The following is a 25,844-nucleotide window of genomic DNA, read 5'->3' as shown; positions in this document are numbered from 1 at the left end:
AATAATTATTTAATTCGATTTAATAAATTAAAAAATAGACCTTTTTGTTGTAATAATTGCTGATAACTACCTTGCTCGATCAATTCAGCATTATCCATAACACAAATTTGATCAAAATATTCTAATGAGGTTAAACGGTGGGTTACCATAATAATGGTTTTATCCTTACAATGTTGTTGTAATAAAGTAAGAATTTGATGCTCGGTTTCACGATCCAATCCTTCGGTTGGTTCGTCTAATAATAATATTGGTGCTTGACTAAGTAAGATTTGTGCGATACCTAAACGGCGTTGTTCTCCACCTGATAATGGTCGACCACCATCACCTAACCATAATTCAAGCCTTTCGTCTTGTTCAATTAAATACCCCAACCCAACTTGCTCTAATACTTGAATGAGTTGTTGATCTGTAGCTTGATCATTGGCTAACAACAAATTATTTTTTAAGCTATCACTAAAAATATGAATTTTTTGGGTTAATAAACAAATATGCTGACGTAAACTTGCTTCTTGATAATTTTCAATCGGTTGCCCCGCACACAATATTTGTCCTTGAGTTGGATTATAATCTCTTACTAAGAGTTTTAATAAACTTGACTTACCACTCCCCGTCTTTCCCAAAATTGCAATTTTCTGATTAGGGTAGATCGCTAAATTAATTGCTTTTAAGCTATATTCTTCCTGTTGATTTTTATTTGAAAAATAACTTGGATAACAAAAAGAAACATTCTCAAAACAAATTAAAGGTTGCGTTTTGTCTATTGCTAAATTGAGATGTTGTTCTTGTTTAAATTCAACTAACGGACGTTGATTAATAATATCATCAACTCGTTTTGCAGCTGAAATCACTTGCCCTAGATGTAGAAATGCTGCACCTATCGGTATAAATATTTCAAATGATGCTAAAGCACTAAAACCAAATAATGCAATTAATGCTAAATGAAAATCACCTTTTCCGAGATCTGCACTAGCCGCTAACCAAATAGTTAAAAGAACAATACAACCATTCGCAAAGAGTAAAATAGCGGAGGATAAACCATTTAACGATGTTTCTTTCGCTTGATATTGTTGCCAAGCCCGCTCTGTTTGATCTAATCGTTGTTTAATACGCTGATCGGCATTAAATAACATTAACTCTGCTTGTGCTTGAATATATTCAATAAATTGTGTTCGATATTGTGAACGACTTTGAGTCAAAGCTTCACCAAATTTATTACCTAACTGAAAAAATAGAATGGGAATAATAATGAGTAATAACGTTAAGCTACCACCAATAATATAAGCAATAGTCAGATCAATGAAACTTAAACCTAATATTAAAAAAGCAATCACAGCTAATGCACTGATAAATGGTGCAATAAGGCGTAAATAGAGGGAATCTAAGGTATCAACATCAGCAACTAAACGATTTAATAGTTCACTATTACGATAACGCTGTAAAACTGCAGGACTAAGTGGTATGAGTTTTTGAAAAATCATCACACGCAACTTAGCCAGAATTTGAAAAGTCGCATCGTGTGTTACAACTTTTTCAAAATAGCGAGTAACAGTTCGTCCGATAGCTAACCCTCTTACCCCCGCTGAAGGATAGAAAAAATTAAAAAAAAGTGTTGTACCCGCAATAGCAGTTGCCGCTAAGAACCAACCAGATAAGGTTAATAAACCAATACTTGCGGCTAAACCTACAATCATTAAAATCAATCCACCGAGTAATCGTCCCGGTGCATATTTAAAAAGAGCTAAGAATGGAAATAATACACGCATAAATTCTCCTCAACGTTAGCCCATATCGGCGATACGTTGACTTAATAAGTCAGCAAAATAACCCTCTGTCTGTAACTGTTGGAAGCTACCTTGCTGTACCAATTCTCCCTGTCGCATCACCCAAATTTGATCACATTGTTTTAGATCTTCAATCCGATGGGTAATCATTAAGGTTGTTTTACTCTCACTTAATTTTTGTAAACTTTGTAAAACTAATTGTTCCGAACGACTATCTAAACTCGCAGTTGGTTCATCTAATAGTAAGAAATCAGTAGATGTTTTAAGTAACGCTCTTGCAATTGCTAAACGTTGTGCTTGTCCAACTGAGATTCCTATCCCACCATCTTGTAGAGGCTTATCTAAACCACATTTTTGTGTAAATTCATCGGCATAAGCCTCAATTAAGGCTTGTTGTATTGTCCTATCATCTGCGTTGGGATTTGCTAATAATAGATTTTCTCTAATTGTGCCTTGTAGTAATAAAGGATTCTGTCCTACCCACGCAATTCTTTGTCGCCATTGCACTAGATCTAATTGATTTAATTCTTGTCCATTGACAGTTAAGCTCCCTTGATAAGGTAAAAAACCCAACAAAACATTTAATAATGATGTTTTTCCTGCTCCACTTTGCCCAACCAGAGCAACACTCTGCCCTGCACTTAATTGAAAATTTAATTTTTTACTTAATGCTTGTCCTTGTGGCGATAAAATTACCAGATCAGTTGCAATCAGATTAATACCATCATTCGCAAGCACTAAATTTTTATCTGCTTGCTTCGCTGAATGAATAAAAAAGTCTTGCTCTAAAAAGGTTACGATAGTATCCGCAGCACCAACCGCCGCTGCTTTGTCGTGATAATAAGTACCAAGATCTCTCAATGGTTGATAAAATTCGGGGGCAAGAATTAAACAGAAAAAACCTGCAAATAAAGTTACTGTCGTACTATAACTGCCAAAATGAAATTGCCCTAAATAGCTAAAACCAAAATATACTGCTGTTAATGCAATTGAAATTGATGTAAAAAACTCAAGCACTGCTGATGATAGAAAAGCAACTTTTAATACGTCCATAGTTGTTGCACGAAAATCTTCCGTACGTTCTTCAAGTTGTTCGGTTTGTTCTGCTGTACGATTAAAAATGCGAAGATTTTGTAAACCTTGTAAGCGATCTAAGAATTGTCCACTTAATCTTGCTAAAACATCAACATTTTTTTGGTTAGCTTCAGCCGCTTTCATTCCAACTAATGCCATAAAAATTGGAATCAGTGGTGCGGTGCCTAAAAGAATTATTCCAGCAGCCCAATTAACTGGAAATACAGCAATAGCGATTAAAAAAGGGGCGATAACGGATAAATATTGCTGTGGTAAATAACGGGCATAAAAGTTATGTAAATTTTCGACTTGCTCTAATACCATTGTTGCCCAACTCCCCACAGGGCGATAAGCTACACTTGCTGGACCAACTTGGTTTAATTTAGTTAAAATTTGTTGGCGGATTTGCTGCCGAAGTTGTTGCCCACACCGATAACCTAACTTTTCTCGCCACAATAACAACCCTGCACGTACGGCAAATAAGCCTATCATCACTAAAAAATAACTCAGCAAACTCTGGTTAGATTGCTGTTCAATGATAAGTTTTTGAAAAACCGTTGCTAATAACCAAGTTTGGCTGATTAAGACTACTGTTGAAACAGCGGCTAAGATCACATTTAAATAAAGAATTGGTTTGATATTTTTTTGTTGTGCTTTAAGCCACTTTTGTAGTTGCTTTTGTCGTACTTTATCCATAACGTTTACATAAAATTAAAACCCAAACCTAATTGGTTTGGGTATTAGGGATCACTTAGCCTGCAAGACTATCAAGATAACGTTCAGCATCTAAAGCTGCCATACAGCCTGTACCCGCAGATGTAATTGCTTGGCGATAATTATGATCCATAACATCACCTGCCGCAAATACACCTTCTACCGAAGTTGCAGTAGCATTCCCCTCTAAACCTGATTTAACAACAATATAGCCATTATTGAGGGTTAATTGATCAGCAAAAATAGCGGTATTTGGAGCGTGTCCGATTGCAATAAATACCCCATCAACTACAAGTTGTTCGCTAAATTCAGATTTTGTATCCTGAAGTTTAACGCCTGTTACGCCCATATCATCACCTAAAACTTCTACTAGGGTGCGATCAGTATGTAATTCAATCTGACCTTCTGCTACTTTTTTAGCTAAACGGTCAAGTAAAATCTTTTCACTACGGAAGGTATCTCGGCGATGAATTAGATGAACTTTACTCGCAATATTGGCTAAATACAATGCTTCTTCAACTGCTGTATTTCCTCCACCAACAACTGCGACCTCTTTGTTACGATAGAAAAAGCCATCGCAAGTTGCACAAGCAGACACGCCACGACCTTTATAAGTTTCTTCTGAAGGTAAACCTAAATACTTTGCCGATGCCCCTGTTGCAATGATTAAAGCATCACAGGTAAAAGTTTGGCTATCGCCAAATAGGGTAAAAGGGCGTTTTGAAAGATCAACTCGATGAATATGATCGTAAACAATCTCTGTCGCAAATTTTTCAGCGTGTTCAAGCATACGCTGCATTAAACCTGTTCCCGTTGTTTTTTCTGCATCACCCGGCCAATTTTCAATTTCATCAGTTGTTGTTAATTGCCCTCCGGGCTGCATTCCTGTAACCAACACTGGATTTAAATTCGCTCTCGCTGCATAAATTGCTGCGGTATAACCTGCTGGTCCTGAGCCTAAGATAAGTAATTTAGCGTGTTTTACCATTCTTACCTCTGGTATTCTTTCATCTATTCGGTGAAGGCAGCGGCTAACGCCCTGCCAAAAATTCGCAACATTATAGCGAATCATCACTACATTCGCTATCAAATCTCACCGAATAATTAATACAGTAAAGAATAAAATTGGCGACGATATTGTTGGACTACTGGATCATGATTACCAATCGCCGCTAAAATCGAGAGAAATTGCTGTTTTACCTCACCATTTTCTGCGTTTAAATTCCTTTTTAAAATGGTTAATAATAGGCTTAATGCCTCATCATTACGATGAGCTTGATGCAGTTGAATTGCCAATTTAATTGCAATAGCATCAGTTGGATTTTGTTGATAATCCTGTTGTAACTGTTGAATTTCTGGGGTATCTGCTGCCTGTTTTAATAAGTCTATCTGGGCTTGCAATCCTTGCCAACGGCTATCACGATCTTGCAAAGGAATTTGTTTTAAAATCGCTTGAGCAGATTCAATATTTTTTAAAGTAATATAAGTTTCTGCATACAATAAACCAATATCACTATTCTTTTTATCCGCAAACTCCCACGCTTCTTTTAATAAAGGTAACGCTTTCTCATATTCATTCAAGGCTAATAGATCTAATGCTTGGTTAAATTTAACTTCATCTTCTTTCGGTAAAATGACATTTAAGCGTTGAAATAGTTGTTCATCTACTAAACGCCCTTGAAAAGCATCAATGGGAGAACCATCACGAAAAAGATAGGTAGTTGGCAACGCTTGTATGCGAAACTGAGCTGCTAACATCGCTTCGTTTTCACAATTTACTTTTGCTAATAACACTGCGCCTTGTTGTTGGTTAACCCAACTTTCTAATTGTGTAACATACTCTACAGACTCCTGCTGACTCGGTGCATAAAAAACGAAAATGACGGCTCGTTCCTGACTACTCATCATTACATCATTAATATTTTGTTGATTTATTTCAATTATTGTATTCATTTCTTTTCCTCTTAATTAAAAATGAAAATTTAATAAATTTAGACTTAATATGCTTTTACAAAATTTATCTTTGCGTTGTAACTCACTTCTAAGTTTTTGCTAGATAACGAATTTTATATTACAATATAGTTTTTTATTACTCGTGGTTCGCAACCCTCCCACGTAAAAAAACTAGGAAAATATATGTCAAATAATACCCCAACAACAGCCAAAAACCTCAATATTCTTAATTCTTCTCTCACTCCTACTACGGATAAAGCCATTGTAATCTTTTCTGGCGGACAAGATTCTACCACCTGTTTATTTCAAGCCATTGCCCATTATGGCGTAGAAAATGTTGAAGTCATCAGTTTTCACTATGGTCAACGCCACGCTGTCGAACTTGAAAAAGCAAAAGCAATCGCAAAAGATTTAAACCTAAAGCAGACCATTATCGATACCAGCGTAATGCAAAGTATTACGCATAATGCTTTAATTGATCAACAAACGGCAATTCAACAAAATGATAATGGCTTACCTAATACCTTTGTTGATGGACGTAATGCACTTTTTCTGCTTTATAGTGCAATCTATGCTAAAAGCCAAAACATTCACGATATTATTATTGGTGTATGTGAAACCGATTTTAGCGGTTATCCCGATTGTCGAGATACTTTTATTAAATCGATGAATACCACCTTAAACCTTGCCATGGATTATCACTTCAATCTGATTACTCCATTAATGTGGCTGACGAAAAAACAAACTTGGGCATTAGCCGATCAATTAGGTGTCCTAGATTATATCATCAAAAATACTCACACTTGCTATCTCGGTATTGAAGGTGGCTGTCATCAATGCCCTAGTTGTCAATTACGTGAAAAAGGCTTAAAGCAATATTTAGCCGAAAAGCAGCAAAAAGAAGAATTAAGGTGAAGAAAGTGATAAAGATTAGTAAAGAATTTAGTTTTGATATGGCACACCTACTTGATGGACATGATGGTAAATGCCAAAACTTACACGGACATACTTATAAATTACAAGTTGAACTCACAGGTAAGTTACATACTACGGGTGCCAAACGTGGCATGGTAATGGACTTTAGTGATGTAAAGAAAGCAGTAAAAGAACTCATTATCGATCAACTTGATCACGCTTTTATTTACGACAAATTCAGCGAAAGAGAATGCAAAATCGCACAATTACTCGAAAGTATGCAATTAAAAACCTTCGCTTTAGAAACAAGAACCACCGCCGAAGAAATGGCTCGCTTTATCTTCAATCAATTAAAAACAAAAGCCAATTTACCTATCTCTAGTGTTCGTTTATGGGAAACACCAACTTCTTATTGTGAATACAAGGAAATATCAGATTAACTATGCAAACACGTTACAACATTGTTGAAATTTTTGAAAGCTTGCAAGGAGAAGGCTTCAATACTGGTATGCCGAGTATTTTTATTCGCTTTGGTAAATGTAACTTAACTTGTCCTTGGTGTGATACGGAATATAATTGTTTCAAATCCATGACTTTGGAGCAGATAAGCCAACAAGTTACAGCTTTTCAAGCCAAAAATATCATTATCACTGGTGGTGAACCTACAATTGTCGCTAATTTAACAAAATTGTTGACCCACTTTAAACAACTAGGCTATTTCTTAGCGATTGAAACCAATGGAATAAGACCAGTCCCTACCGAAATTGATTATATTGCCACTAGTCCCAAACGCTTATATCGGCAAAAATACCAGCAAAACTGCCTAAAGCGTGCAAATGAAGTACGGATTGTTAATGACAGTCTTAGTAATGAACAAGAACAACAAGAAATTCTCTCTTTCTGCCACCAAATTGCCGAAAAAATCAAAGCCGAACATTACTATCTTTCGCCTTGCGAAATTGAAGGCAAATTTAACTTATTGGATACCGTTCAACTACTAGGAAAATTAAATCAATCTAGCCCAATTCATTGGCAATTAAGTTTACAAACACACAAATTAATTGGCATTGAGTAAACTCCAAAATATCTAACACTTTCGTTAAAAATTAACGTGGTGTAAAAAATACCTTTTGATGTGGGCGAATAGTCAAACGTAAACGACTACCAACAGTATATGGCTCACAACACTGTAACCAAAGTTGTGGCTTAGCTTGATTATCCATCTGATTATCCACTTCAACGAGATAACGGCTAACACCACCTAAGAATAGGCGTTGCTTTAAGGTAACATTTGCTAAACTAGGATCATCAACCGATGACAAGCGTAGCATTTCAGGACGAAGTAACCATTCTGCTTGCATTCCAGCTTGAATGTTACCATCAACTCGGTCAGCAAACTTTGCAGGTTGCTCTAAATCAAAGTGACCTAATGGGGTATGATAGTGTGTTTCAGATTGAAAATGACAAGGAAAATAATTGGTTTTCCCTAAAAATTCAGCAACAAAACGACTATTTGGAAATTGATACAACTGTTGAGGCGAACCAAACTGAACAATTTTTCCTTGATCCATAAGTGCTAATTTATCAGCAAAAATAAAGGCTTCATCTTTGCTATGAGTAACAAAAATAGCGGGAATAGCGTGCTGCTTCAAAATTTGTCGCATTTCAGCAATTAATTGATAACGAACTTGACTATCAATATTAGAAAAAGGCTCATCTAATAAAAGCAATTGTGGTTCACACGCCAAAGCACGAGCAATAGCAACCCTTTGTTGCTGTCCACCTGAAAGTTCATGTGGATAACGCTGCTCTAACCCTGTCAACTGCACTAAATCAGTCATTTTGCGTAATACCTTACCTTTACAACAAGCAGGCTGGTAACATAGACCAAAGATAATGTTTTCTGCCACAGTTAAATGCGGAAAAAGTGCATAATCTTGAAAAATTAATCCGATCTGACGTTGTTCAAGTGGTATATGATGGAGTGCCTTTTCCTTTAAAAGGATTTCGCCTTGTGTTAATGGTAATAAGCCTGCAATCGCTTTTAACAAAGTCGTTTTGCCACAACCACTCGCACCAAGCAAACATACAATATCATCACCTTCTAATTCTAAATTAAGATTTTCTAATACCGTTTGACGATCATAGCGACAAGAAATCGCATTTAAAGTTAAAGTTTTCATATAATTACTCTTGCTGACACTTATCTTCAATTTTTATAAAAGGTTTAGTAGTGCTTTCAGATAACAAAGAACGGGTAATATAAATAACAGGTAATAATCCCACTAAAACTAGGACTACTGCTGGTAATGCCGCTTTTTCTAACTGTTCATCAGAAGTGTAGGTAAAAACGTGAGTGGCTAGCGTATCAAAATTAAATGGACGTAGTAATAATGACGCATTTAATTCCTTCATACTCTCAATAAACACCATCAATAATGCAGTCAGTATGCCTTTACGTAACAATGGAAAATGAATTTTTCGCCATACTGCAAAAGGGGAATGCCCTAACGTTCTACCTGCCATATCTAATGATGGTGGAATTTTGGCTAATGCCGTATCCAAACTCCCTACAGCCATTGTTGAAAAACGGATAACATAGGCAACCACTAAAGCGACTATCGAACCTGAAAAAATCAAACCGAAAGAAGGCAATCCTAAAAATTTTGTTAGGGAATGTAATAAATGATCCGCACCAGTCAATGGAATTAATAAACCGATTGCTAATACTGTTCCCGGAATGGCATAGCCTAAAGTTGCAAAACGTAAACCATAATTAGCAATCTGTTTTTGTTGTAAACGGCGATAAAAATGGAGTAATAAAGCTAATACGACACAAACCACCATCGCAAGAGATGAAACTAAAAGACTATTTAATGCATACTGCCCAAAATTTTCGCTCCACGCTTGATCGAAATACAACCAAGACCAATATAACAAACGAGATATTGGCAGAAAAAAAGCAAAAATAACGATTGTCCAAGCATAAATTGGCAGTAATCTTGCGATTCCCTTTAAAGGTTTTAAACTATGTGTTTTTTCACTTCCACGTTGATAGTGCCGTTGACGCCGCCGAGCATAACGCTCCAACAGGATAAACAGCGTAATTAAACCGAGCATTGCTAAAGAAATCTGTGAAGCAGCGTGTAAATCGCTAAAACCTAACCAAGTATCATAAATTGCAGTAGTTAAGGTCGGAACGGCAAAATAAAATACTGTTCCAAAATCCCCTAAAGTTTCCATAGCGACTAAAGCACAACCAACAGCAATCGCTGGGCGAATTAAAGGTAAAGTAACCCGATAAAAAATCTGCCAGCGTTTTGCACCAAGTAAAGCTGCACTTTGGCTTAAATTTTCAGCTTGCTCTAACAAAGCTAACCGACTTAAGAGAAAAATATAAGGATAAAGCGACAACCCTAGGATAATACAAGCCCCTTCTAAGGTTCTGATTGATGGAAACCAATAATCTTGAGCAGTTTTCCAACCAAACCACGCCCGCAAACTACGTTGTAAAACCCCTGAATAGTCTAAAAAATCAGTATAAAAATAGGCTAACAGATACGCTGGAATTGCTAAAGGGAGACACAATAACCATTGTAATACTGCTCGACTACGGAATTGATAACGTGAGACCAAAACAGCACAAGGCAAAGCAAGGATTAAACTGATAAGTACCGTACCTAACACCAATAATAATGAATTTTCTAAATATGTTGTTAAGACGGTTTGCCATAAATGGCGAATACTTGTACTACTATCACCAATTGACTGCCTAAAAATCGCTAAAATTGGCATTAAAAAAAAGGCACTAATTAAAATAATTAGTAAATTTATTTTAATCTTATCAAACCGAATTGATGAGAAAATCTTAGAGAAAAAAGTCTTCATTTAAAAATATGACTGCAACGAAAAAGTAAAAGGCGGCTGTGAAAACAACCACCTAAATTGATAACTTATGCTTAATTGAATATCTATTTAACCAAGTCAAATTGCACTTCATCAACTAACTTCAGTGCTTTATCGTAATTTTCTGCAATTTTCACTAATGGTAATTTATCTGCACGGAATGTTCCCCAAGATTGAACTAATTTAGATGGTTTAACTCCCGGTTTAACTGGGTATTCACTATTTAAATCAGCATATAATTCTTGAGCGTGATCGCTACTTAAATATTCAAGTAATTTAATCGCATTCTCTTTATTTGGTGCATATTTTCCTACTACACCACCACTAATATTAACGTGGGTTCCTGTTGTTTCTTGGTTAGGGAAATTGATATACACATTTTCTGCTGCAGCAACAGTCGCAGGATCTTTGTCTGTTAGCATTTTACCGTAATAGTAGCTATTACCTAATGAGTAATCACATACACCTTCGCTAATGGCTTTGATTTGATCACGGTCTCCACCTTGTGGTTTTTTCGCTAAGTTATTTTTCAAACCAACTAAAAATTCTTTTGCTTTCTGTTCACCTTTTTCAGCAATCATTGAAGCAACTAAAGAAACATTATAAGGGTGTTTACCTGAGCGTACACAGACTTTACCTTTAAATTCTGGTTTAGCTAAATCTTCATAAGTGAAAGAAGGTGGTAATTTACCAACACGATCTTTTGATGAATAGACTGCTCTTGCACGGACAGTTAAACCATACCAACGATCTTGGCTATCACGATATTGAGCAGGAATATTTGCTTCTAACACTTTAGAATGTACAGGTTGAGTAACGCCAGCATTTACCGCTTCCATAATGCGACTAATATCAACGGTCAGTAAAACGTCCATATTACTTAATTCGCCTTCACGTTTTACACGTTCAACTAAGCCTTTATTATCAAAAATAAAGTTAACTTTAATCCCTGTTTCTTGCGTAAATTGATCTAAGATAGGCTGAATAAGATATGGTTGACGGAAAGAATAAACATTTACTTCATTCGATGCAAAAGATGTCGTTGCGACACCCATTGATACTGCGGCTAATAATCCAGCGGTAATAACTGACTTTTTCATAGTTCCTCTCAAATTTAACAAATTAGTGTTAAAAAATCTGCGGTAAGACTACATCGCAATTTGCGACCTGTCAATAATAATTATTATCATTTGTATAAAAACCAATAAAAATAAAAAGACTAGATTTGCTATTCTTTACTTATTAAAAAATCTAGTCACTTTTATCAATTATTGTTTCATTTTATTAGCGCTGCTTAAAAAACCTTCTGCCGTTGTAAATACATTCGCTTTACCTTGTGCGGTGAGAATTAAATCCACTAGCTCCCGAAATGCACCTTTTCCTCCCGCTTTACTTAAGACTCCATCAGCTTTTGCTTTGATATAATCTGCTGCATCAGCCACAGCATAAGCTAGACCACAAATTTCAAATGCAGGAAGGTCAATACTATCATCACCTAAAAATACAGTTTCCTCGGCGGTTACGCCTGCCTGTTCAATTAAATCTAAACAGGCAGTTTGCTTATCTAATTTTCCTAATGAAAATAATGATATACCGAGATCTGCAATCCGTTTTCGTAACACTTTTGAATCTCGTCCAGATAATATTGCAACTTGTACACCATTATTTAGCAACATTTTAGTTCCTAAGCCATCTCTAGCATTAAATACTTTTAAAATTTCAACACCAGCATTAGCCACACTATCATCAGCCCCATAATACAGAGAGCCGTCAGTTAAAACCCCATCAACATCGGTAATCACTAATTTAATCTTACTTAATTTCGCTTGCATTTTCGTTCCTTAACTTGAAAACTCAATTAAACCGACCACCTGTTTTTGATGATCGACAACAATTAATGAATGAATTTTATGCTGTTTCATATATTCTTCTGCTTGAGATAAATAGGCATCTGCATCAATCACTTTTGGAGTATAGGTCATCAAAGCCTTAGCGGTCAAACCTAAACATTCCGCTCCTTTTGCCGATAAAGCACGCCGAATATCCCCATCAGTGATAATGCCTTTTAATTGCTGATCCTCCATCACAATCGCTACCCCCATTCTGCCTACATTCATTGTTGATAAGCATTCGGTAAACGGACTATCTGGACTAACAATAGGTAAACGTGTTTGCATTTGATCCTTCACCTTGCAAAGTAAACGCCGCCCTAAACTGCCTCCCGGGTGGAATTTAGCAAAATCCGCAGGTTGAAAATCCCTTGCTCTAATCAATGCAACGGCAATCGCATCACCTAACGCCATAGTCGCTAACACCGATGTTGTTGGAGCAAGATTATTTGGGCAAACTTCTCGTTCAACTGAAATATCCAATACATAATCTGCGTGCTTCGCTAATGTCGATTGTAAATTCCCCGTCATTGCAATAATTTTATTCCCAAAATTCTTTAAACTCGGAATAAGTTTATTGACATCATCAGTTTCACCACTGTAAGAAATCAGAAGTACAACATCTATTGGTTTGAGCATACCAAGATCACCGTGAAAGGCTTCGGTGGGGTGTAAAAAGAAACTTGGCGTTCCCGTTGAGGCAAAAGTTGCAACCATTTTTTTGCCAACTAAACCTGATTTACCAATACCACCTATCACTAATCTTCCCTGACAATTCAAAATTAATTCAATAATTTGATTAAAATTTTCAGGAAGTTGATGTTGTAAACGGTTTAAAGCTTGTTCTTCAACTGCTAACGTTTGTTTAGCAATTTCAAGATAATTCATTTTTTGCTCCTTTTATCAACAAAATTGCCGTCATTTTAGCGGAATTTAACGGTTGAAAAAATCTTTTACCCTAATAATTTTATGGTTTTTCTTTTCTCTATACTGTTATTTGCATAGAATAATCCCCTATCTCTCTTTATATTTAATTTCAACCTCGCCAAAAAATTAAAGGATAAAAATGACCGAACAACCAAAAACCTTGATTGAATTACGTGATATTTCAGTCACTATCGGAGAGAAAAATATCTTAGAGAAAATCAATTTGCGTGTTGATGCTCGCTCGATCACGACCATTGTCGGCCCTAATGGTGGTGGTAAATCGACCTTATTAAAGGTTATTTTAAAGCTAATCAAACCACAGGCTGGTGAGGTCATTTATCACGCTGGACTGAAAATTGGTTACGTACCACAAAAAATTCATTTAGATCATACTTTTCCAATTAATGTTGATAAATTTCTCAGTTTAAAAGCAGGTATCACGCCAGCAGAAATTGATCACACTTTAAATTTACTCTCTATCGCCCATTTGAGAAAAAGTAGTATTCATAAATTATCGGGTGGTGAGATGCAACGTGTGTTGCTTGCTCGTGCAATTTTAAGCCGACCAAACTTATTATTACTTGATGAACCAACACAAGGCGTTGATATTAGTGGGCAAGTTGAACTCTACCAGCTCATCAATCAAACACGGGATCTCTTACATTGTGCTGTGGTGATGGTATCACACGATCTACATTTAGTGATGGCAAATACAGATCACGTTTTATGTATTAATCGGCATTTATGCTGTTCTGGTACGCCTGAAACAGTAGTCGTCCACCCTAAATTTATCGGTTTTTTTGGTGAACAAATTGGTAAAGAAACTGGCTTAGCTCTCTATACACACCGCCATAACCATAAACATAACCTTCACGGTGATGTTTGTTGCTCAGGACAACACCACCGTTCTGACTGTCAACATCAGTTCAATAAGGATTAAACACTATGTTTGAAATTTTATTTCCCGCTTGGCTGTCAGGCATTTTACTCTCATTGATCACCGCTCCCTTAGGTGCTTTTGTCGTATGGCGAAAAATGTCGTATTTTGGCGATACCTTATCCCACTCAGCCATTTTAGGCGTTGCTTTAGGGGTTATTTTTAAACTTAATCCCTATGTCGCTATTTTAGCTTTAGTGATTGTATTAGCCCTCGTATTAGTATGGTTAGAGGGGCATACTCGCTTTGCTGTCGATACTATTCTCGGTATTATCGCTCATACTAGCTTATCACTTGGGGTGGTAGTAATAGGTTTTCTTGATGTTCGTGTCGATCTGATTAACTATCTCTTTGGGGATTTATTATCCATTAGCTATACCGATCTCTATTTAATTGCAGGTGGGGTTACCGTTGTTCTTAGTCTATTATTACTGTCGTGGAAAGCGTTATTGTCCACCACGATTAGCCCTGAATTAGCCCAAGTTGAAGGCATTAATGTGAAAAAAACTCGCTTAATCTTAATGTTATTGACCGCTGTTACTATTGCTTTAAGTATGAAATTTGTCGGAGCATTAATTATTACAGCCCTGTTAATTATTCCTTCTGCAACTGCAAGACGCTTTGCCCGCTCCCCTGAAAGTATGGTTATTTTTGCAATAGGTTTTAGTATGATCGCAATCTCGCTCGGCTTAACATTATCTGCCTATTACGACACGCCAGCTGGACCTTCAGTGGTCATTGCTTCATCATTTTTATTTACCCTATCGTTATTAAAACCACAACCAGAATAAACCAATGCTTTATTCAACAGTATCAATAAAAATAGCGGAAGTATTTCCGCTATTTTTCTAATTAAATTCAAAGAGTTAAATTTAGTTAATCAAATCTTGACTAACCCAATATTTACCACCTACATATTTAGTTTAAACGCTGCTCCGCCTGTTCAATCGCTTCAGCCACTCTCAATGGGGATACCCCACCTTTCGCACAACGTTTATTTAAGCACGAATCAAGCGATAAAATCGCATAAACATCTTCAGCAATAACATCACTAAACTGCTTAAATTCATCTACACGCAATTCTTCTAACGCTTTTTCTTTACTGATGGCATAAACAACCGCTTCTCCAACGATATGATGTGAATCACGGAATGGTACGCCTTTAGCCACAAGATAATCGGCTAATTCTGTCGCATTTGAATAACCTTTTAAGGCGGCATCACGAGTTTTATCATCGTGTACTTTAATATCCTCTAATACCAGTGTTGCCATATCTAAACAAGCGTGCCAAGTATCAATAGCATCAAAAATACCTTCTTTATCCTCTTGCATATCTTTGTTATAAGCAAGAGGTAAACCTTTCAACGTCATTAGCATACCACTTAACGCTCCAAACACTCTCCCCGCTTTACCACGAATTAATTCACAAGCATCAGGATTTTTCTTCTGTGGCATTAATGAAGAACCAGAAGTTACTCGATCTGATAATTCAAGAAAATTGGCTTCACCACTATTAAAAATAATCAGATCTTCTGCGAAACGAGAAAGATGTACCATACTTAACGCTGCCGTTGAAAGCAGTTCAACAATATGATCACGATCTGAAACACTGTCTAAACTATTGCGAGTCGCTTCTCTAAAACCTAAATCTTGTGCCAACTGATCACGATCGATTGGGTATGCCGTCCCAGCTAAAGCCCCACTACCTAATGGGCTAGTATTCATTCGCTGATAAGCATCAGCTAAACGGCTATAATCCCGATCCAACATTTCAACATACGCCATACACCAGTGAGCAAAGCTAATAGGTTGAGCTCGTTGTAAATGGGTATAACCGGGCATTACTGTATTTTGGTGTGCTTTTGCAGTTGCAACCAGTTTGCGTTGCAATGCTAAAATTGCAGATTGCAAAGCGGTAACTTCTTGCTTACACCATAATTTAATATCCAAAGCAACTTGATCGTTACGACTTCTACCCGTATGCAATTTTTTTCCTAAATCGCCTACTTTCTCAATTAATTTACTTTCAACCCAACTATGAATATCTTCCGCATCATCTTGTAAGATAGCTTCTGGGTTTACTTCAATCTCTTTTTTCAATTCAAGTAATGCTTGTTCAACTTGTTGTTGTTCCTCGACCGTAAATACATTGACACTAACCAATGCTTTTGACCAACCAATTGAACCTTCAATATCTTGTTGTGCTAAACGATAATCAAAACATAATGAATCATTAAAATGTTTAAAACGCTGATCAGCAGCTTGTGTAAACCGCCCACCCCACAGTGCCATAAAAACCACCTTTTACTACTTTTGTTTAACTAATTATAAATTGCCTTAATCACATTTAATCTTACCTAATTTACAATAAGTTAAATCTAATTGGCACTCTACCTTTGATATATTTTTTCTTGTAATACCCTTTCTAGGGTAAAATGCGTGTTCCAGCCCTTTTGCCTAGCAATAATTCTGCCACCTGTTCTGGCTGCTTCCAACTGGCTATCTCGACCGCTCGTTGCAGTTGTTGTGCTGTTGCTAAAGCAGCTTCAACCTTCACGATCATACCCTCTGTAATGATATTCTCTGCGATTAATTGCTTAACCTGTTTAGCATTTAATTCAGCTATCAGTTGTCCCTGTTGATCTAAAACCCCAGCAACATCAGAAAGTAAAACCAAATCAGCTTCTAGCAAGGTAGCAATACTACAAGCAGCCTGATCAGCATTGACGTTCATTAGCCTTGCTTGATCGTCCACTGCTATTGAGCTAATAATCGGTAAATATCCTTGCTGTAATAGTAAATTGAGTAAATGAGAACGATTAGGCAGACTATTGGCCACCCGACCTAATTCTGGATCAAACACTTCAGCACGACATATTTCTCCATCAGCCAAACTTAAGCCAACAGGATTAAGTCCTTGCTGTTTGGCATAAGCAACTAAATGAGTATTAGCAATACCCGCCAATGCACCGACAATAACATCAATCTGTTCACTAGGTGTTACTCTTAAACCCTTTTTCTTTTCGACATTAAAGTTAAGGCGTTGTAATAGTTGATCTACCACACAACCACCACCGTGTACCAATACCCACGGACGACTAGCCACTTGAGAATATTTAGCTAATGCTTGAAAAAGGGTAACAATCGCTTCTGGTTTATCTAATAACGCACCACCAACTTTAAAGACCACAGGTTTCATTAATATAATCCCTCTGTTTGTTGAAAACCAAAACGAATATTCGCACATTGTACTGCTTGTGCCGCCGCCCCTTTCAATAAATTATCTTCTGCACCAATCAAAATAATATGCCCTTTATCCACTACAAAGCCAATATCACAAAAAGGGGTAAACTCGACCCCTTGAATAGTCGGCAAAGCATCAAAATATAAACGGACTAAAGGTTGCTTTGCATAAGCCTGTTGAAATGCCTCTTTTACTTGTTGAGGCGTTACGCCTGTTTTCAATTTTGCAGTAATGGTTGCAAGAATACCCCGTTTAAAATTGCCTAAATGAGGAGTAAAAATAACCTCCTGCCCTAAATGGGTTGCAATTTCTGGTTGATGCCGATGATTAAACACACCATAAGCGGTTAAACTCACTTGACAAAAAGAAGAGGTTAAACTCGCTTTTCGACCCGCACCACTAACACCACTGACCGCATTAATAACAGGTAATTGTGAACGATCAAGCAAATTTTGCTCAACTAAAGGTTTTAAACAAAGTTGAGAAACGGTTGGATAACACCCCGGAACAGCAACTAAATTAGCCTGTTTGATCTGCTCGGCATTCCATTCAGCTAACCCATAAACCGCTTGCGATAATAAATCTGGATAGTGATGTTCAAACGCATAATATTGCGGATAAAAATCCCTATTATTCACTCGATAAGCCCCTGATAAATCAAACACTTTACACCCATTTTTAACAAAAATGGGGACAAGATCGTGGCTAACTTGATGATCCGTTGCCAAAAAAACCAGATCACAATTTTGTGCTAAATGCACGAGATCATTAGGTAAAGGTTGTAAAGGTAGGTCAACGATAGATTTTAATTGTGGATAAATTTGTGAAATCGCTTTATCTTTATCCTGACTTGTCGCTGAGACATACAAACCCATTAAATTAAAATAGGGGTGTTGCTGTAAAATTCTGACTAATTCAGCACCAGTATAACCACTGGCACCAATAATAATTGTATTTAAGGTTTGAAAGGTATGTTGTTGTGTCTGCTGCATAAAACTACCGTAATAATTGATAGAATAGATTTAATTTTGAATATTTATGCTATAATTTTGCATAAAAATTAAATATATGCAATCTTTATTTAAGAAAACACGTCAAGGTAATCATCACTATGGCTACAAAAATTCCTAGCTTTAAACAACTTTATAGCGAATTAATTGCTATTCCCACTATTAGCAGTATCAATGATCCTCATTGGGATCAAACCAACCTCCCCTTACTTGAAAAAATGGCAAGTTGGCTTACTGATCTTGGGTTTAAAACTGACATTCTAGCGGTTGAAGGCACACGAAAAAAATATAATTTACTCGCCACCTATGGCGAAGAACAAAATCACGGTAAAGGGGGATTATTACTCGCAGGGCATACCGACACCGTCCCCTTTGATCAAGGACGCTGGGATTATGATCCATTTTGTTTAACCGAAAAAGAAGGAAAATTTTATGGCTTGGGTACTGCCGATATGAAAGGCTTTTTTGCCTTTGTGATTGAAACCCTCCGCCATCTTGATCTAACTAAATTGACCAAGCCATTACGCATTTTAGCCACAGCCGATGAAGAAACTACAATGTTAGGTGCGAGAACCTTCGCCCAACAAAGTCGTATTCATCCCGACTGTGCTATCATCGGCGAACCAACCTCACTAAAACCTATTCGTGCCCACAAAGGACATCTTGGGCAAGCGGTACAGGTGATCGGAAAATCAGGCCACTCAAGCGATCCAGCAAAAGGAATTAATGCAATAGAAATAATCCTTGAGGCAGGTAACTATTTGCAACAACTGCGTAACGATCTCCAACAAAAATACCATAATCCACTTTTTGCCGTTCCCTATCCAACACTCAATCTAGGAGTCATTCAAGGGGGAGATGCCATCAATCGGATTTGTGCTTGTTGCGAATTACATTATGATCTCCGCCCTTTGCCTGAACTAAGCGTCAACGATCTGGAAGAAATGGTACAGCAAAAATTACGCCCATTGTTAGAACGTTGGGGAGATCGAATTCAAATAAAACAACTCCATCAAGGTATCCCCGGTTATGAATGTAGCCACACTGCCGAGATTGTCCAAGTAGTCGAAAAATTACTGGGGGAAAAATGTGAAGCGGTAAATTACTGTACCGAAGCCCCATTTATCCAACAACTCTGTCCAACTTTAGTCCTAGGTCCCGGTTCAATCGAGCAAGCCCATCAACCGAATGAATATCTTTCCCTAGAGTTTGTCCAACCGACCTTAACCCTATTGGAAAAATTAATTCTAACCTTTTGCAAATAATCTAATAACAAAACGGGAATTATCGACAAGATAATTCCCGTTAAACTGACTGATAATCTCACCAAGCTATAAAATCATCTTCACAATATGATCGGCTTTAATACGGCTAAATCGGCGTAGAACTTTTTGTACTGGTGCAGGATAATCCGCCATTTTTTCCAACTGATCCGCAGCAGCTAATAAAGTGGTATGAGTACGAATCTGCGCCAATTCAGCTTGGCTTTGTGCCTGTATTTGTTGTTGCGGATCGTGAATTAATAAGCCATTTTCAGCATCTAATCGCCACGCTCTTGGATTGAGGTTATTCCCTGTAAGCAATAAATAATCATCATCAACCCAGATACCTTTTAGGTGGTAACTATTTTCACCGTCCTTCCACAAACGAATAATTAACTGCCCGTTTTGGATAAAATGGGCAAAGCGTTGGGCAAAATGGCGTAAATTCTTTTCATAAAGGTAAGGTAAAGCACCAATTAATTTAAAAGGTTGCGTTGGTGGAATATAAAAATCATTCGCTGTTTTATCTCCCACAATAATTTCCACCTGTTTTCCATCATTTAATAAGGTACGCAAACGTTGTTGAAGTGAACGAGGAAAATTAAAATATGGCGTACAAATCACCAACTTATTTTTTACCACAGTAAATAGGGCTTCAATCGTTTTATTTAATTTATTGCTATTACTAAACCGACTAGTACGACTTAAACCAAAAAGTGGGGTGATTTTTAACTGGTTAGGTTGGGCTAATTGGGAACTGAGATGATATTGACCGTTAAAAATTAATCCTTTACGAAAATCACGGATTGCAACTCGAAAACTTTTCGTGGTTGGTCGTACTTGATCTAAAGGTTTTACCGCTTTTGACTCTAACAAATACTCATTTAAAAATGCGACCATACTATTTGCTAATGCAGGATTATGGATTAAATGATAACGATCATAGCGATACCGTTCAAACTGCGATAAATAGACATTATTTAAGCTCACACCGCTATATAAAATCGTATCATCAAAAACAAATCCCTTGATATGTAGCACCCCAAAAACTTCTCGAGTATTAACAGGAACACCATATACCATCACTTCATCAAGGGCATATTGTTGACGCATCTCAGCATACCAATCTGCATTACTTCGTCCATTACTTTCACCAATACGCCCCCGTTGAGCACGATGCCAATCCACAAAGATTTTGACTTCAAGCTGTGGATTTGCCTGTTTTGCCTGATAAACAGCGTGCATAATTTCCTGCCCAGCTTCATCTTGTTCCCAATATAGTACCGTAAGATAAATTCGCCGTTTCGCTCGGGCGATATGGGTTAAAATTTGCTGTTTAAAATGATTAGGGGTAAGAATAAAATTGATTTCTTCTTGACAGATAGGAAAAGCAGGCAAAGCATTTAAATGCTTCTCTGCTCGTTTTAATTTTGATAATAACATATCGTCTAAGGATCTCTGTGGATTAACTAACGTCTTGTTGATACAACAGCTATAACCTAAAGGTGCTATTACAAACAACTTTTTCTCACAAGTCAAATATTCAAGCTAAAATTAAAGAGCTATAACTTAAAAAATAAACCCCGACATAAAGTTGGGGCAACTTACAGTGGTATGAACTTAATTTACAACATAATGCCCAACACCTAATTCATCTTCTTTGCGAGTACGATTGATGACCGCTTGAGGAGATTGTTCAACCCGTAATCCCATTTGATCTTCGGTACGAACAACCTCACCTCTTAATGAATTGGTATAAACATCAGTAATTTTAATATCAACAAATTTACCAATCATCTCTGGTGAACCAACAAAGTTGACAATGCGATTAGTTTCTGTTCGCCCTGTCAATTCCATAATATTTTTCTTTGATGGTCCTTCAACCAATACTCGTTGTTCGGTGCCAAGCATACGCCGACTAAATTGGGCTGCTTGCTGGTTGATCCGCTCTTGTAATAAGTAAAGACGTTGTTTTTTCTCTTCTTCACTCACATCATCAGGCATATCAGCCGCTGGGGTTCCCGGACGGGCAGAATAAATAAAGCTAAAACTCATATCAAAATTAACTTGAGCAATTAAATTCATCGTCTGTTCAAAATCGGCAGCAGTTTCTCCCGGAAAACCAACGATAAAATCTGAGCTAATTTGAATATCTGGACGAGCTTGGCGTAACTTACGAATAATCGCTTTATATTCTAAAGCGGTATGGTTACGTTTCATCATCGTCAACACTCGATCAGAACCACTTTGTACAGGTAAATGTAAGAAGCTAACTAATTCTGGCGTATCACGATAAACATCAATAATATCATCGGTAAATTCAATAGGGTGTGAGGTGGTAAAACGTAAACGATCAATCCCATCAATCGCCGCAACTAGGCGTAGTAACTCGGCAAAAGTACAGATACCACCATCGTGAGTAGCACCACGATAAGCATTAACATTTTGCCCTAATAAATTCACTTCTCGTACGCCTTGCTCTGCCAACTGAGCGATTTCAAACAGCACATCATCAACAGGACGGCTAACTTCTTCACCACGAGTATAAGGCACCACACAGAAAGAACAATATTTGTTACAACCTTCCATAATTGAAACAAAAGCGGTTGGCCCTTCAGCTTTTGGTTCAGGTAAACGATCAAACTTTTCAATTTCTGGAAAACTGATATCCACCACCGAACTTTTACCGCCACGAACTTGATTCAACATTTCAGGCAAACGATGCAAGGTCTGTGGTCCAAAAATAATATCAACATAAGGTGCACGATCTCGAATATGTTCCCCTTCTTGTGAAGCCACACAACCACCAACCCCAATCACCAGATCAGGCTTATTTTTCTTCAGATCCTTCCAACGTCCTAATTGATGGAACACTTTTTCTTGTGCTTTTTCACGAATTGAACAAGTATTAAGCAGTAAAACATCTGCTTCTTCAGGATTTTCCGTTAATTCAAAACCGTGTGTGCTATTCAATAAGTCTGCCATTTTATTTGAATCATATTCATTCATCTGGCAGCCCCAAGTTTTAATATGTAATTTTTGTGTCATTGTCATTTTCTAATAGTCAAACATTCAGACGGCAATATTCCGTCACTTTTAAGGTCGCTAATTTAATCGGCATATTTTACCGATTTACTCTGGCAATAACCAGTTAAAATAGCTCAAGAATGATGATTTTCTTTGCGGACAACGCTATTCAAGGTAGAATACTGCGCCATAATTGCCAGCAAATTTTCAATAGCGTAACTATCAGAGAAAACTCAATGCAACAGCAAACAACAGATATTGTTATTATCGGTGGGGGTATGGTTGGTGCAGCTTGTGCGGCAGGACTAGGGCAACTAGGACTGCAAATCACCCTGCTTGAACAAAACTCGCTTTCGCCTTTTCAACCTAACTCCCCCTATGATCTCCGTATTTCAGCAATTAGTCGTGCATCTGTTGACTTATTACAACAGCTTAAAGCGTGGGATTATATTGCTGCTCGCCGAGTTTGCCCTTATCGCCATTTAGCCACTTGGGAGCTAGACGGTTTTGAAACCCGATTTAGTGCCAGCGACTTACAACTGAGTGAGCTAGGCTATATGGTTGAAAATATCCTCATTCAAGAAGGTTTATGGCAAGCTCTTGCTTGTTTTGAGAATGTTAATACCTACACAGCAGTTAAAGTTGTAAACCAACAACGCCAGCAAGGACTATGGCAACTTAACTTAGACAATGGACAACAACTCACCACTCGCTTAATTATTGCTGCCGATGGTGCAAATTCAAAATGGCGAGAGATTGCAGGGATTGGCTTACACGGCTGGCAATATCGACAAGATTGTCTATTAATAGTAGTTGAAACAGAATTAGCCCAACAAGATATTACTTGGCAACAATTCTTTCCAAGCGGACCAAGAGCCTTTTTACCTTTAATTGGCAAACAAGCCTGCCTTGTTTGGTATGATAGCCCAGCTAAAATTCGACAATTACAGGCATTATCCAATGATCAACTAGCACTGGAGATTGAACGAGCTTTTCCAAGCCGTTTAGGTGCTGTGCGAGTCCAAAATAAAGGGAGCTTTCCACTAACTCGCCGCCACGCTTTAGACTATGTTAAAAATGGAATTGTCCTCATTGGTGATTCCGCCCACACAATCAATCCACTGGCAGGACAAGGAGTTAATCTTGGATTTAAAGATGTCAAAACATTGCTTGAGATAATGACAACAGCACAGCAACAAGGGATTAGTGTTGCAGATATGCTAGCCGATGATCGCCTTCTCAAACGTTACCAACAACTACGCCAGCGAGATAATCTCTTAATGCAAACGGGTATGGATATTTTTTATAAAGTGTTTAAAGATGATCTTCTTCCCCTAAAAATTGGGCGTAATTTAGGCTTGTTATTAGCGAATAAATGCACTCCACTCAAACGCCAAGCGTTAAAATATGCGATTGGATATTAAAATGAAATTATTGGTCTCTAATCAACACGGAGCAGTGGTAATGGCATTAATGCCATTTCTCTATGGTTCGTTTCTCGCTTCTAGTGGTACATATCTTGGCGATCACTTCGTTTGGCAACAAATCGCACTCTTCTTCGCTTGGATTTCCGCCTATCTAATGAGCTATCCCTTACTCGCTTTATTCAAAGCTAAAAAAGTTGAAGTTTATCGAAAATGGGTCGGTATTTATGCTACAACTGCCGTTATCTTCGCACTACCAGCATTATTCTATAATCCAACCATTCTCTATTTTGTTCCGTTATTCCTTCCTTTGGTAGCAATCAATATTTATTACAGCAAAACTAAAAATGAACGTGCTTTAGGAAATGATTTAACCGCAATCTTTATTTTTTCTTTGGTTGGCGTGCTTGCCTATTATTTTCCGCAACAACGCCTTGACCTAGGAAGTCTCAAAGTTGGGATAGAACCGAGTTTATTTTTTATCGGCTCTACCTTATACGTCAAAAGTGTATTAAGAGAACGCAAAAATCCTCGCTATTATCAAGCATCAGTTCTTTTTCATCTGCTTTGTTGCGGTTTATCACTCTACTGGGATAACACCAGCTTAGCCCTAGCCTTTACTTTTCCTTGTTTAAGGGCAATCCTGTTACCAAAATATAAACTATCGGTCAAACAAACTGGTATTGGAGAATTTATTACCACCTTCTTCTTTTTCCTACCACTATTTCTTGATCCCATACTGACGTAATTTATTCGCAATGGCGGTATGGGATACCCCCAAATATTGGGCTAATTTTCTCGTACTTGGGTATTCAAGATAAAACTTCTGCAAAATAGAGGCTTCAAACTGTCCGACAATCTGATCTAATTTAATCGGTTGATTTGCTTGGTTTAAACTTTGGGTAAAACTTTCAAGATTAAAGGCGGGTAATAACTTATCTTTGAGTTTTAATCCAGCAATGGTCAACTCGCCATTTTCAACTAAAGAACAGGCTCGATATAACGCATTATGTAATTCTCGCACATTGCCAGACCAGTTATAATCGATTAAATAGCGTACAAATTCTGCTGAATAATAAGGTTTTGGAATTCCAAACCGCCCAGTTATTTGCTCGACAAAAAGTTTAACTAAAGCACGAATATCGGCTTGGCGATCACGCAAGGCTGGGATATTGAGTGTCAAAACATTTAAGCGGTGATATAAGTCTTCTCGCACCACTCCTTGTTCAACATAGACAGATAAGGGAATTTGACTGGTACAGATAACCCGTACATCAACATAACGCTCGGCTTCCTCCCCCACTCGGCGAAAAGTGCCATCATTTAAAAAACGTAACAATTTTGCCTGCATTGGCAACGATAATTCAGCAATATTATCTAATAAAACCGTTCCCCCATCGGCATATTCAAAAAAGCCGATCGTCTCTTTTCCTGCCCCTCGATAGCCAAACATTTCACTTTCAGCCTCTTCAGCTGGTAAGCCAGCACAATTAACCGCAATAAAACGTTTATTGTTGCGAAAACTCAAATTATGGCAGGCTTTGGCGATCAACTCTTTGCCTGAACCTGTTTCGCCTTGAATTAATAGCGGTGCATCAAGAAAGGCAAATTTCTTCGCTTGATCGACTAAATTCGCCATTGCATCACTTTCAGCTACCACATCAGCAAAAGTATTATTTTGGCTTGCACTAAACTGGTGTAAATCAATACGTAAACTTTGATGCGATTGCAATACCGCCACACTACCTAATAGCTGTTGTTGGCTGTTTTCGTGCAAATAC

Annotated in this window: 23 protein-coding genes and 1 riboswitch; of the genes, 8 read left to right on the top strand and 15 right to left on the bottom strand. The window is 37.5% G+C overall.

Annotation, left to right across the window (positions count from 1 at the left end):
• Nucleotides 1–5 precede the first annotated feature (5 nt).
• The 4 genes from cydC to CEP47_RS02565 form a co-directional block, all read right to left on the bottom strand.
• On the bottom strand, nucleotides 6–1,763 hold the full coding sequence (gene cydC, locus CEP47_RS02580) for a heme ABC transporter ATP-binding protein/permease CydC (RefSeq protein ID WP_261919555.1): 1,758 nt from the start codon (nucleotides 1,761–1,763) through the stop codon (nucleotides 6–8).
• Between the two features lie 15 nt (nucleotides 1,764–1,778).
• On the bottom strand, nucleotides 1,779–3,551 hold the full coding sequence (gene cydD / locus CEP47_RS02575; RefSeq protein WP_261919556.1) for a heme ABC transporter permease/ATP-binding protein CydD: 1,773 nt from the start codon (nucleotides 3,549–3,551) through the stop codon (nucleotides 1,779–1,781).
• A gap of 55 nt (nucleotides 3,552–3,606) precedes the next feature.
• Nucleotides 3,607–4,557 (bottom strand): thioredoxin-disulfide reductase, encoded by a 951-nt coding sequence (gene trxB / locus CEP47_RS02570; protein ID WP_261921002.1) that lies wholly within the window; start codon nucleotides 4,555–4,557, stop codon nucleotides 3,607–3,609.
• 116 nt (nucleotides 4,558–4,673) lie between these two features.
• Nucleotides 4,674–5,522: a co-chaperone YbbN gene (locus tag CEP47_RS02565; RefSeq protein ID WP_261919557.1), complete on the bottom strand. Its 849-nt coding sequence runs from the start codon at nucleotides 5,520–5,522 to the stop codon at nucleotides 4,674–4,676.
• A 136-nt stretch (nucleotides 5,523–5,658) separates the two neighbouring features.
• A riboswitch (PreQ1 riboswitch) is annotated at nucleotides 5,659–5,703 on the top strand.
• Between the two features lie 2 nt (nucleotides 5,704–5,705).
• On the opposite strand from CEP47_RS02565, the gene queC reads away from it, so the two are divergent.
• Genes queC through CEP47_RS02550 form a run of 3 tightly spaced genes read left to right on the top strand, consistent with a single transcriptional unit; the run spans nucleotide 5,706 to nucleotide 7,512 of the window.
• Nucleotides 5,706–6,437, top strand: coding sequence for a 7-cyano-7-deazaguanine synthase QueC (gene queC / locus CEP47_RS02560; RefSeq protein WP_261919558.1), 732 nt, complete (start codon nucleotides 5,706–5,708; stop codon nucleotides 6,435–6,437).
• A gap of 5 nt (nucleotides 6,438–6,442) precedes the next feature.
• Nucleotides 6,443–6,877: a 6-carboxytetrahydropterin synthase QueD gene (gene queD, locus CEP47_RS02555; RefSeq protein ID WP_261919559.1), complete on the top strand. Its 435-nt coding sequence runs from the start codon at nucleotides 6,443–6,445 to the stop codon at nucleotides 6,875–6,877.
• Nucleotides 6,878–6,879: 2 nt separating this feature from the next.
• Entirely contained in the window at nucleotides 6,880–7,512 is a 633-nt protein-coding gene (locus CEP47_RS02550; RefSeq protein ID WP_261919560.1) for a 7-carboxy-7-deazaguanine synthase QueE, read from the top strand.
• A gap of 31 nt (nucleotides 7,513–7,543) precedes the next feature.
• On the opposite strand, the gene CEP47_RS02545 is transcribed toward CEP47_RS02550, so the two are convergent.
• The 5 genes from CEP47_RS02545 to CEP47_RS02525 form a co-directional block, all read right to left on the bottom strand.
• Complete coding sequence (locus CEP47_RS02545) at nucleotides 7,544–8,620, bottom strand: ABC transporter ATP-binding protein (protein WP_261919561.1); 1,077 nt, start codon at nucleotides 8,618–8,620, stop codon at nucleotides 7,544–7,546.
• 4 nt (nucleotides 8,621–8,624) lie between these two features.
• Complete coding sequence (locus CEP47_RS02540; protein WP_407657794.1) at nucleotides 8,625–10,325, bottom strand: ABC transporter permease; 1,701 nt, start codon at nucleotides 10,323–10,325, stop codon at nucleotides 8,625–8,627.
• A gap of 83 nt (nucleotides 10,326–10,408) precedes the next feature.
• Nucleotides 10,409–11,443 carry a Fe(3+) ABC transporter substrate-binding protein gene (locus CEP47_RS02535; protein WP_261919563.1) on the bottom strand — a complete coding sequence of 345 codons (1,035 nt, stop codon included), beginning with the start codon at nucleotides 11,441–11,443 and terminating at the stop codon, nucleotides 10,409–10,411.
• Between the two features lie 168 nt (nucleotides 11,444–11,611).
• Entirely contained in the window at nucleotides 11,612–12,175 is a 564-nt protein-coding gene (locus CEP47_RS02530) for a KdsC family phosphatase (protein WP_261919564.1), read from the bottom strand.
• A 9-nt stretch (nucleotides 12,176–12,184) separates the two neighbouring features.
• The gene (locus CEP47_RS02525) at nucleotides 12,185–13,120 is read right to left on the bottom strand and encodes a KpsF/GutQ family sugar isomerase (protein ID WP_261919565.1); all 936 of its coding nucleotides are present in this window, start codon (nucleotides 13,118–13,120) and stop codon (nucleotides 12,185–12,187) included.
• 178 nt (nucleotides 13,121–13,298) lie between these two features.
• On the opposite strand from CEP47_RS02525, the gene znuC reads away from it, so the two are divergent.
• The gene (znuC, locus tag CEP47_RS02520; protein ID WP_261919566.1) at nucleotides 13,299–14,099 is read left to right on the top strand and encodes a zinc ABC transporter ATP-binding protein ZnuC; all 801 of its coding nucleotides are present in this window, start codon (nucleotides 13,299–13,301) and stop codon (nucleotides 14,097–14,099) included.
• Nucleotides 14,100–14,104: 5 nt separating this feature from the next.
• A complete protein-coding gene (gene znuB, locus CEP47_RS02515; RefSeq protein ID WP_261919567.1) occupies nucleotides 14,105–14,887 on the top strand; it encodes a zinc ABC transporter permease subunit ZnuB in 783 nt (260 codons plus the stop codon).
• Nucleotides 14,888–15,014: 127 nt separating this feature from the next.
• On the opposite strand, the gene argH is transcribed toward znuB, so the two are convergent.
• The 3 genes from argH to argC all read right to left on the bottom strand — a co-directional run bounded on the left by argH (nucleotide 15,015) and on the right by argC (nucleotide 18,332).
• Nucleotides 15,015–16,388 (bottom strand): argininosuccinate lyase, encoded by a 1,374-nt coding sequence (argH, locus tag CEP47_RS02510; RefSeq protein WP_261919568.1) that lies wholly within the window; start codon nucleotides 16,386–16,388, stop codon nucleotides 15,015–15,017.
• 133 nt (nucleotides 16,389–16,521) lie between these two features.
• Nucleotides 16,522–17,295 (bottom strand): acetylglutamate kinase, encoded by a 774-nt coding sequence (gene argB / locus CEP47_RS02505; protein WP_261919569.1) that lies wholly within the window; start codon nucleotides 17,293–17,295, stop codon nucleotides 16,522–16,524.
• Nucleotides 17,295–18,332, bottom strand: a complete 1,038-nt coding sequence (argC, locus tag CEP47_RS02500) for an N-acetyl-gamma-glutamyl-phosphate reductase (RefSeq protein ID WP_261919570.1) — start codon at nucleotides 18,330–18,332, stop codon at nucleotides 17,295–17,297. Before argC ends, argB begins: the two co-directional genes overlap by 1 nt.
• 119 nt (nucleotides 18,333–18,451) lie before the next feature.
• Here argC and argE point away from each other — a divergent pair, with 119 nt between their 5' ends.
• Nucleotides 18,452–19,615, top strand: a complete 1,164-nt coding sequence (gene argE / locus CEP47_RS02495; RefSeq protein ID WP_261919571.1) for an acetylornithine deacetylase — start codon at nucleotides 18,452–18,454, stop codon at nucleotides 19,613–19,615.
• 66 nt (nucleotides 19,616–19,681) lie between these two features.
• Here argE and pssA read toward each other — a convergent pair whose 3' ends face one another.
• The gene (gene pssA / locus CEP47_RS02490; RefSeq protein ID WP_261919572.1) at nucleotides 19,682–21,055 is read right to left on the bottom strand and encodes a CDP-diacylglycerol--serine O-phosphatidyltransferase; all 1,374 of its coding nucleotides are present in this window, start codon (nucleotides 21,053–21,055) and stop codon (nucleotides 19,682–19,684) included.
• Between the two features lie 177 nt (nucleotides 21,056–21,232).
• The gene (gene miaB, locus CEP47_RS02485; protein ID WP_261919573.1) at nucleotides 21,233–22,660 is read right to left on the bottom strand and encodes a tRNA (N6-isopentenyl adenosine(37)-C2)-methylthiotransferase MiaB; all 1,428 of its coding nucleotides are present in this window, start codon (nucleotides 22,658–22,660) and stop codon (nucleotides 21,233–21,235) included.
• 215 nt (nucleotides 22,661–22,875) lie between these two features.
• Between miaB and CEP47_RS02480 the strand changes: the two genes are divergently transcribed.
• The gene (locus tag CEP47_RS02480; protein ID WP_261919574.1) at nucleotides 22,876–24,063 is read left to right on the top strand and encodes an FAD-dependent monooxygenase; all 1,188 of its coding nucleotides are present in this window, start codon (nucleotides 22,876–22,878) and stop codon (nucleotides 24,061–24,063) included.
• 1 nt (nucleotide 24,064) lies between these two features.
• Nucleotides 24,065–24,811 (top strand): YwiC-like family protein, encoded by a 747-nt coding sequence (locus CEP47_RS02475; protein ID WP_261919575.1) that lies wholly within the window; start codon nucleotides 24,065–24,067, stop codon nucleotides 24,809–24,811.
• Here the strand turns inward: CEP47_RS02475 and CEP47_RS08870 are convergent.
• Nucleotides 24,785–25,771: a sigma 54-interacting transcriptional regulator gene (locus CEP47_RS08870; RefSeq protein WP_322597386.1), complete on the bottom strand. Its 987-nt coding sequence runs from the start codon at nucleotides 25,769–25,771 to the stop codon at nucleotides 24,785–24,787. The two genes, CEP47_RS02475 and CEP47_RS08870, sit on opposite strands and share 27 nt — an antisense overlap.
• Nucleotides 25,772–25,844 lie beyond the last annotated feature (73 nt).

Origin of the sequence: Mergibacter septicus (assembly GCF_003265225.1) — a bacterium.
GTDB classification, from domain to species: Bacteria; Pseudomonadota; Gammaproteobacteria; order Enterobacterales; family Pasteurellaceae; genus Mergibacter; species Mergibacter septicus.
This window is presented reverse-complemented; position numbering and strand designations above follow the sequence as displayed.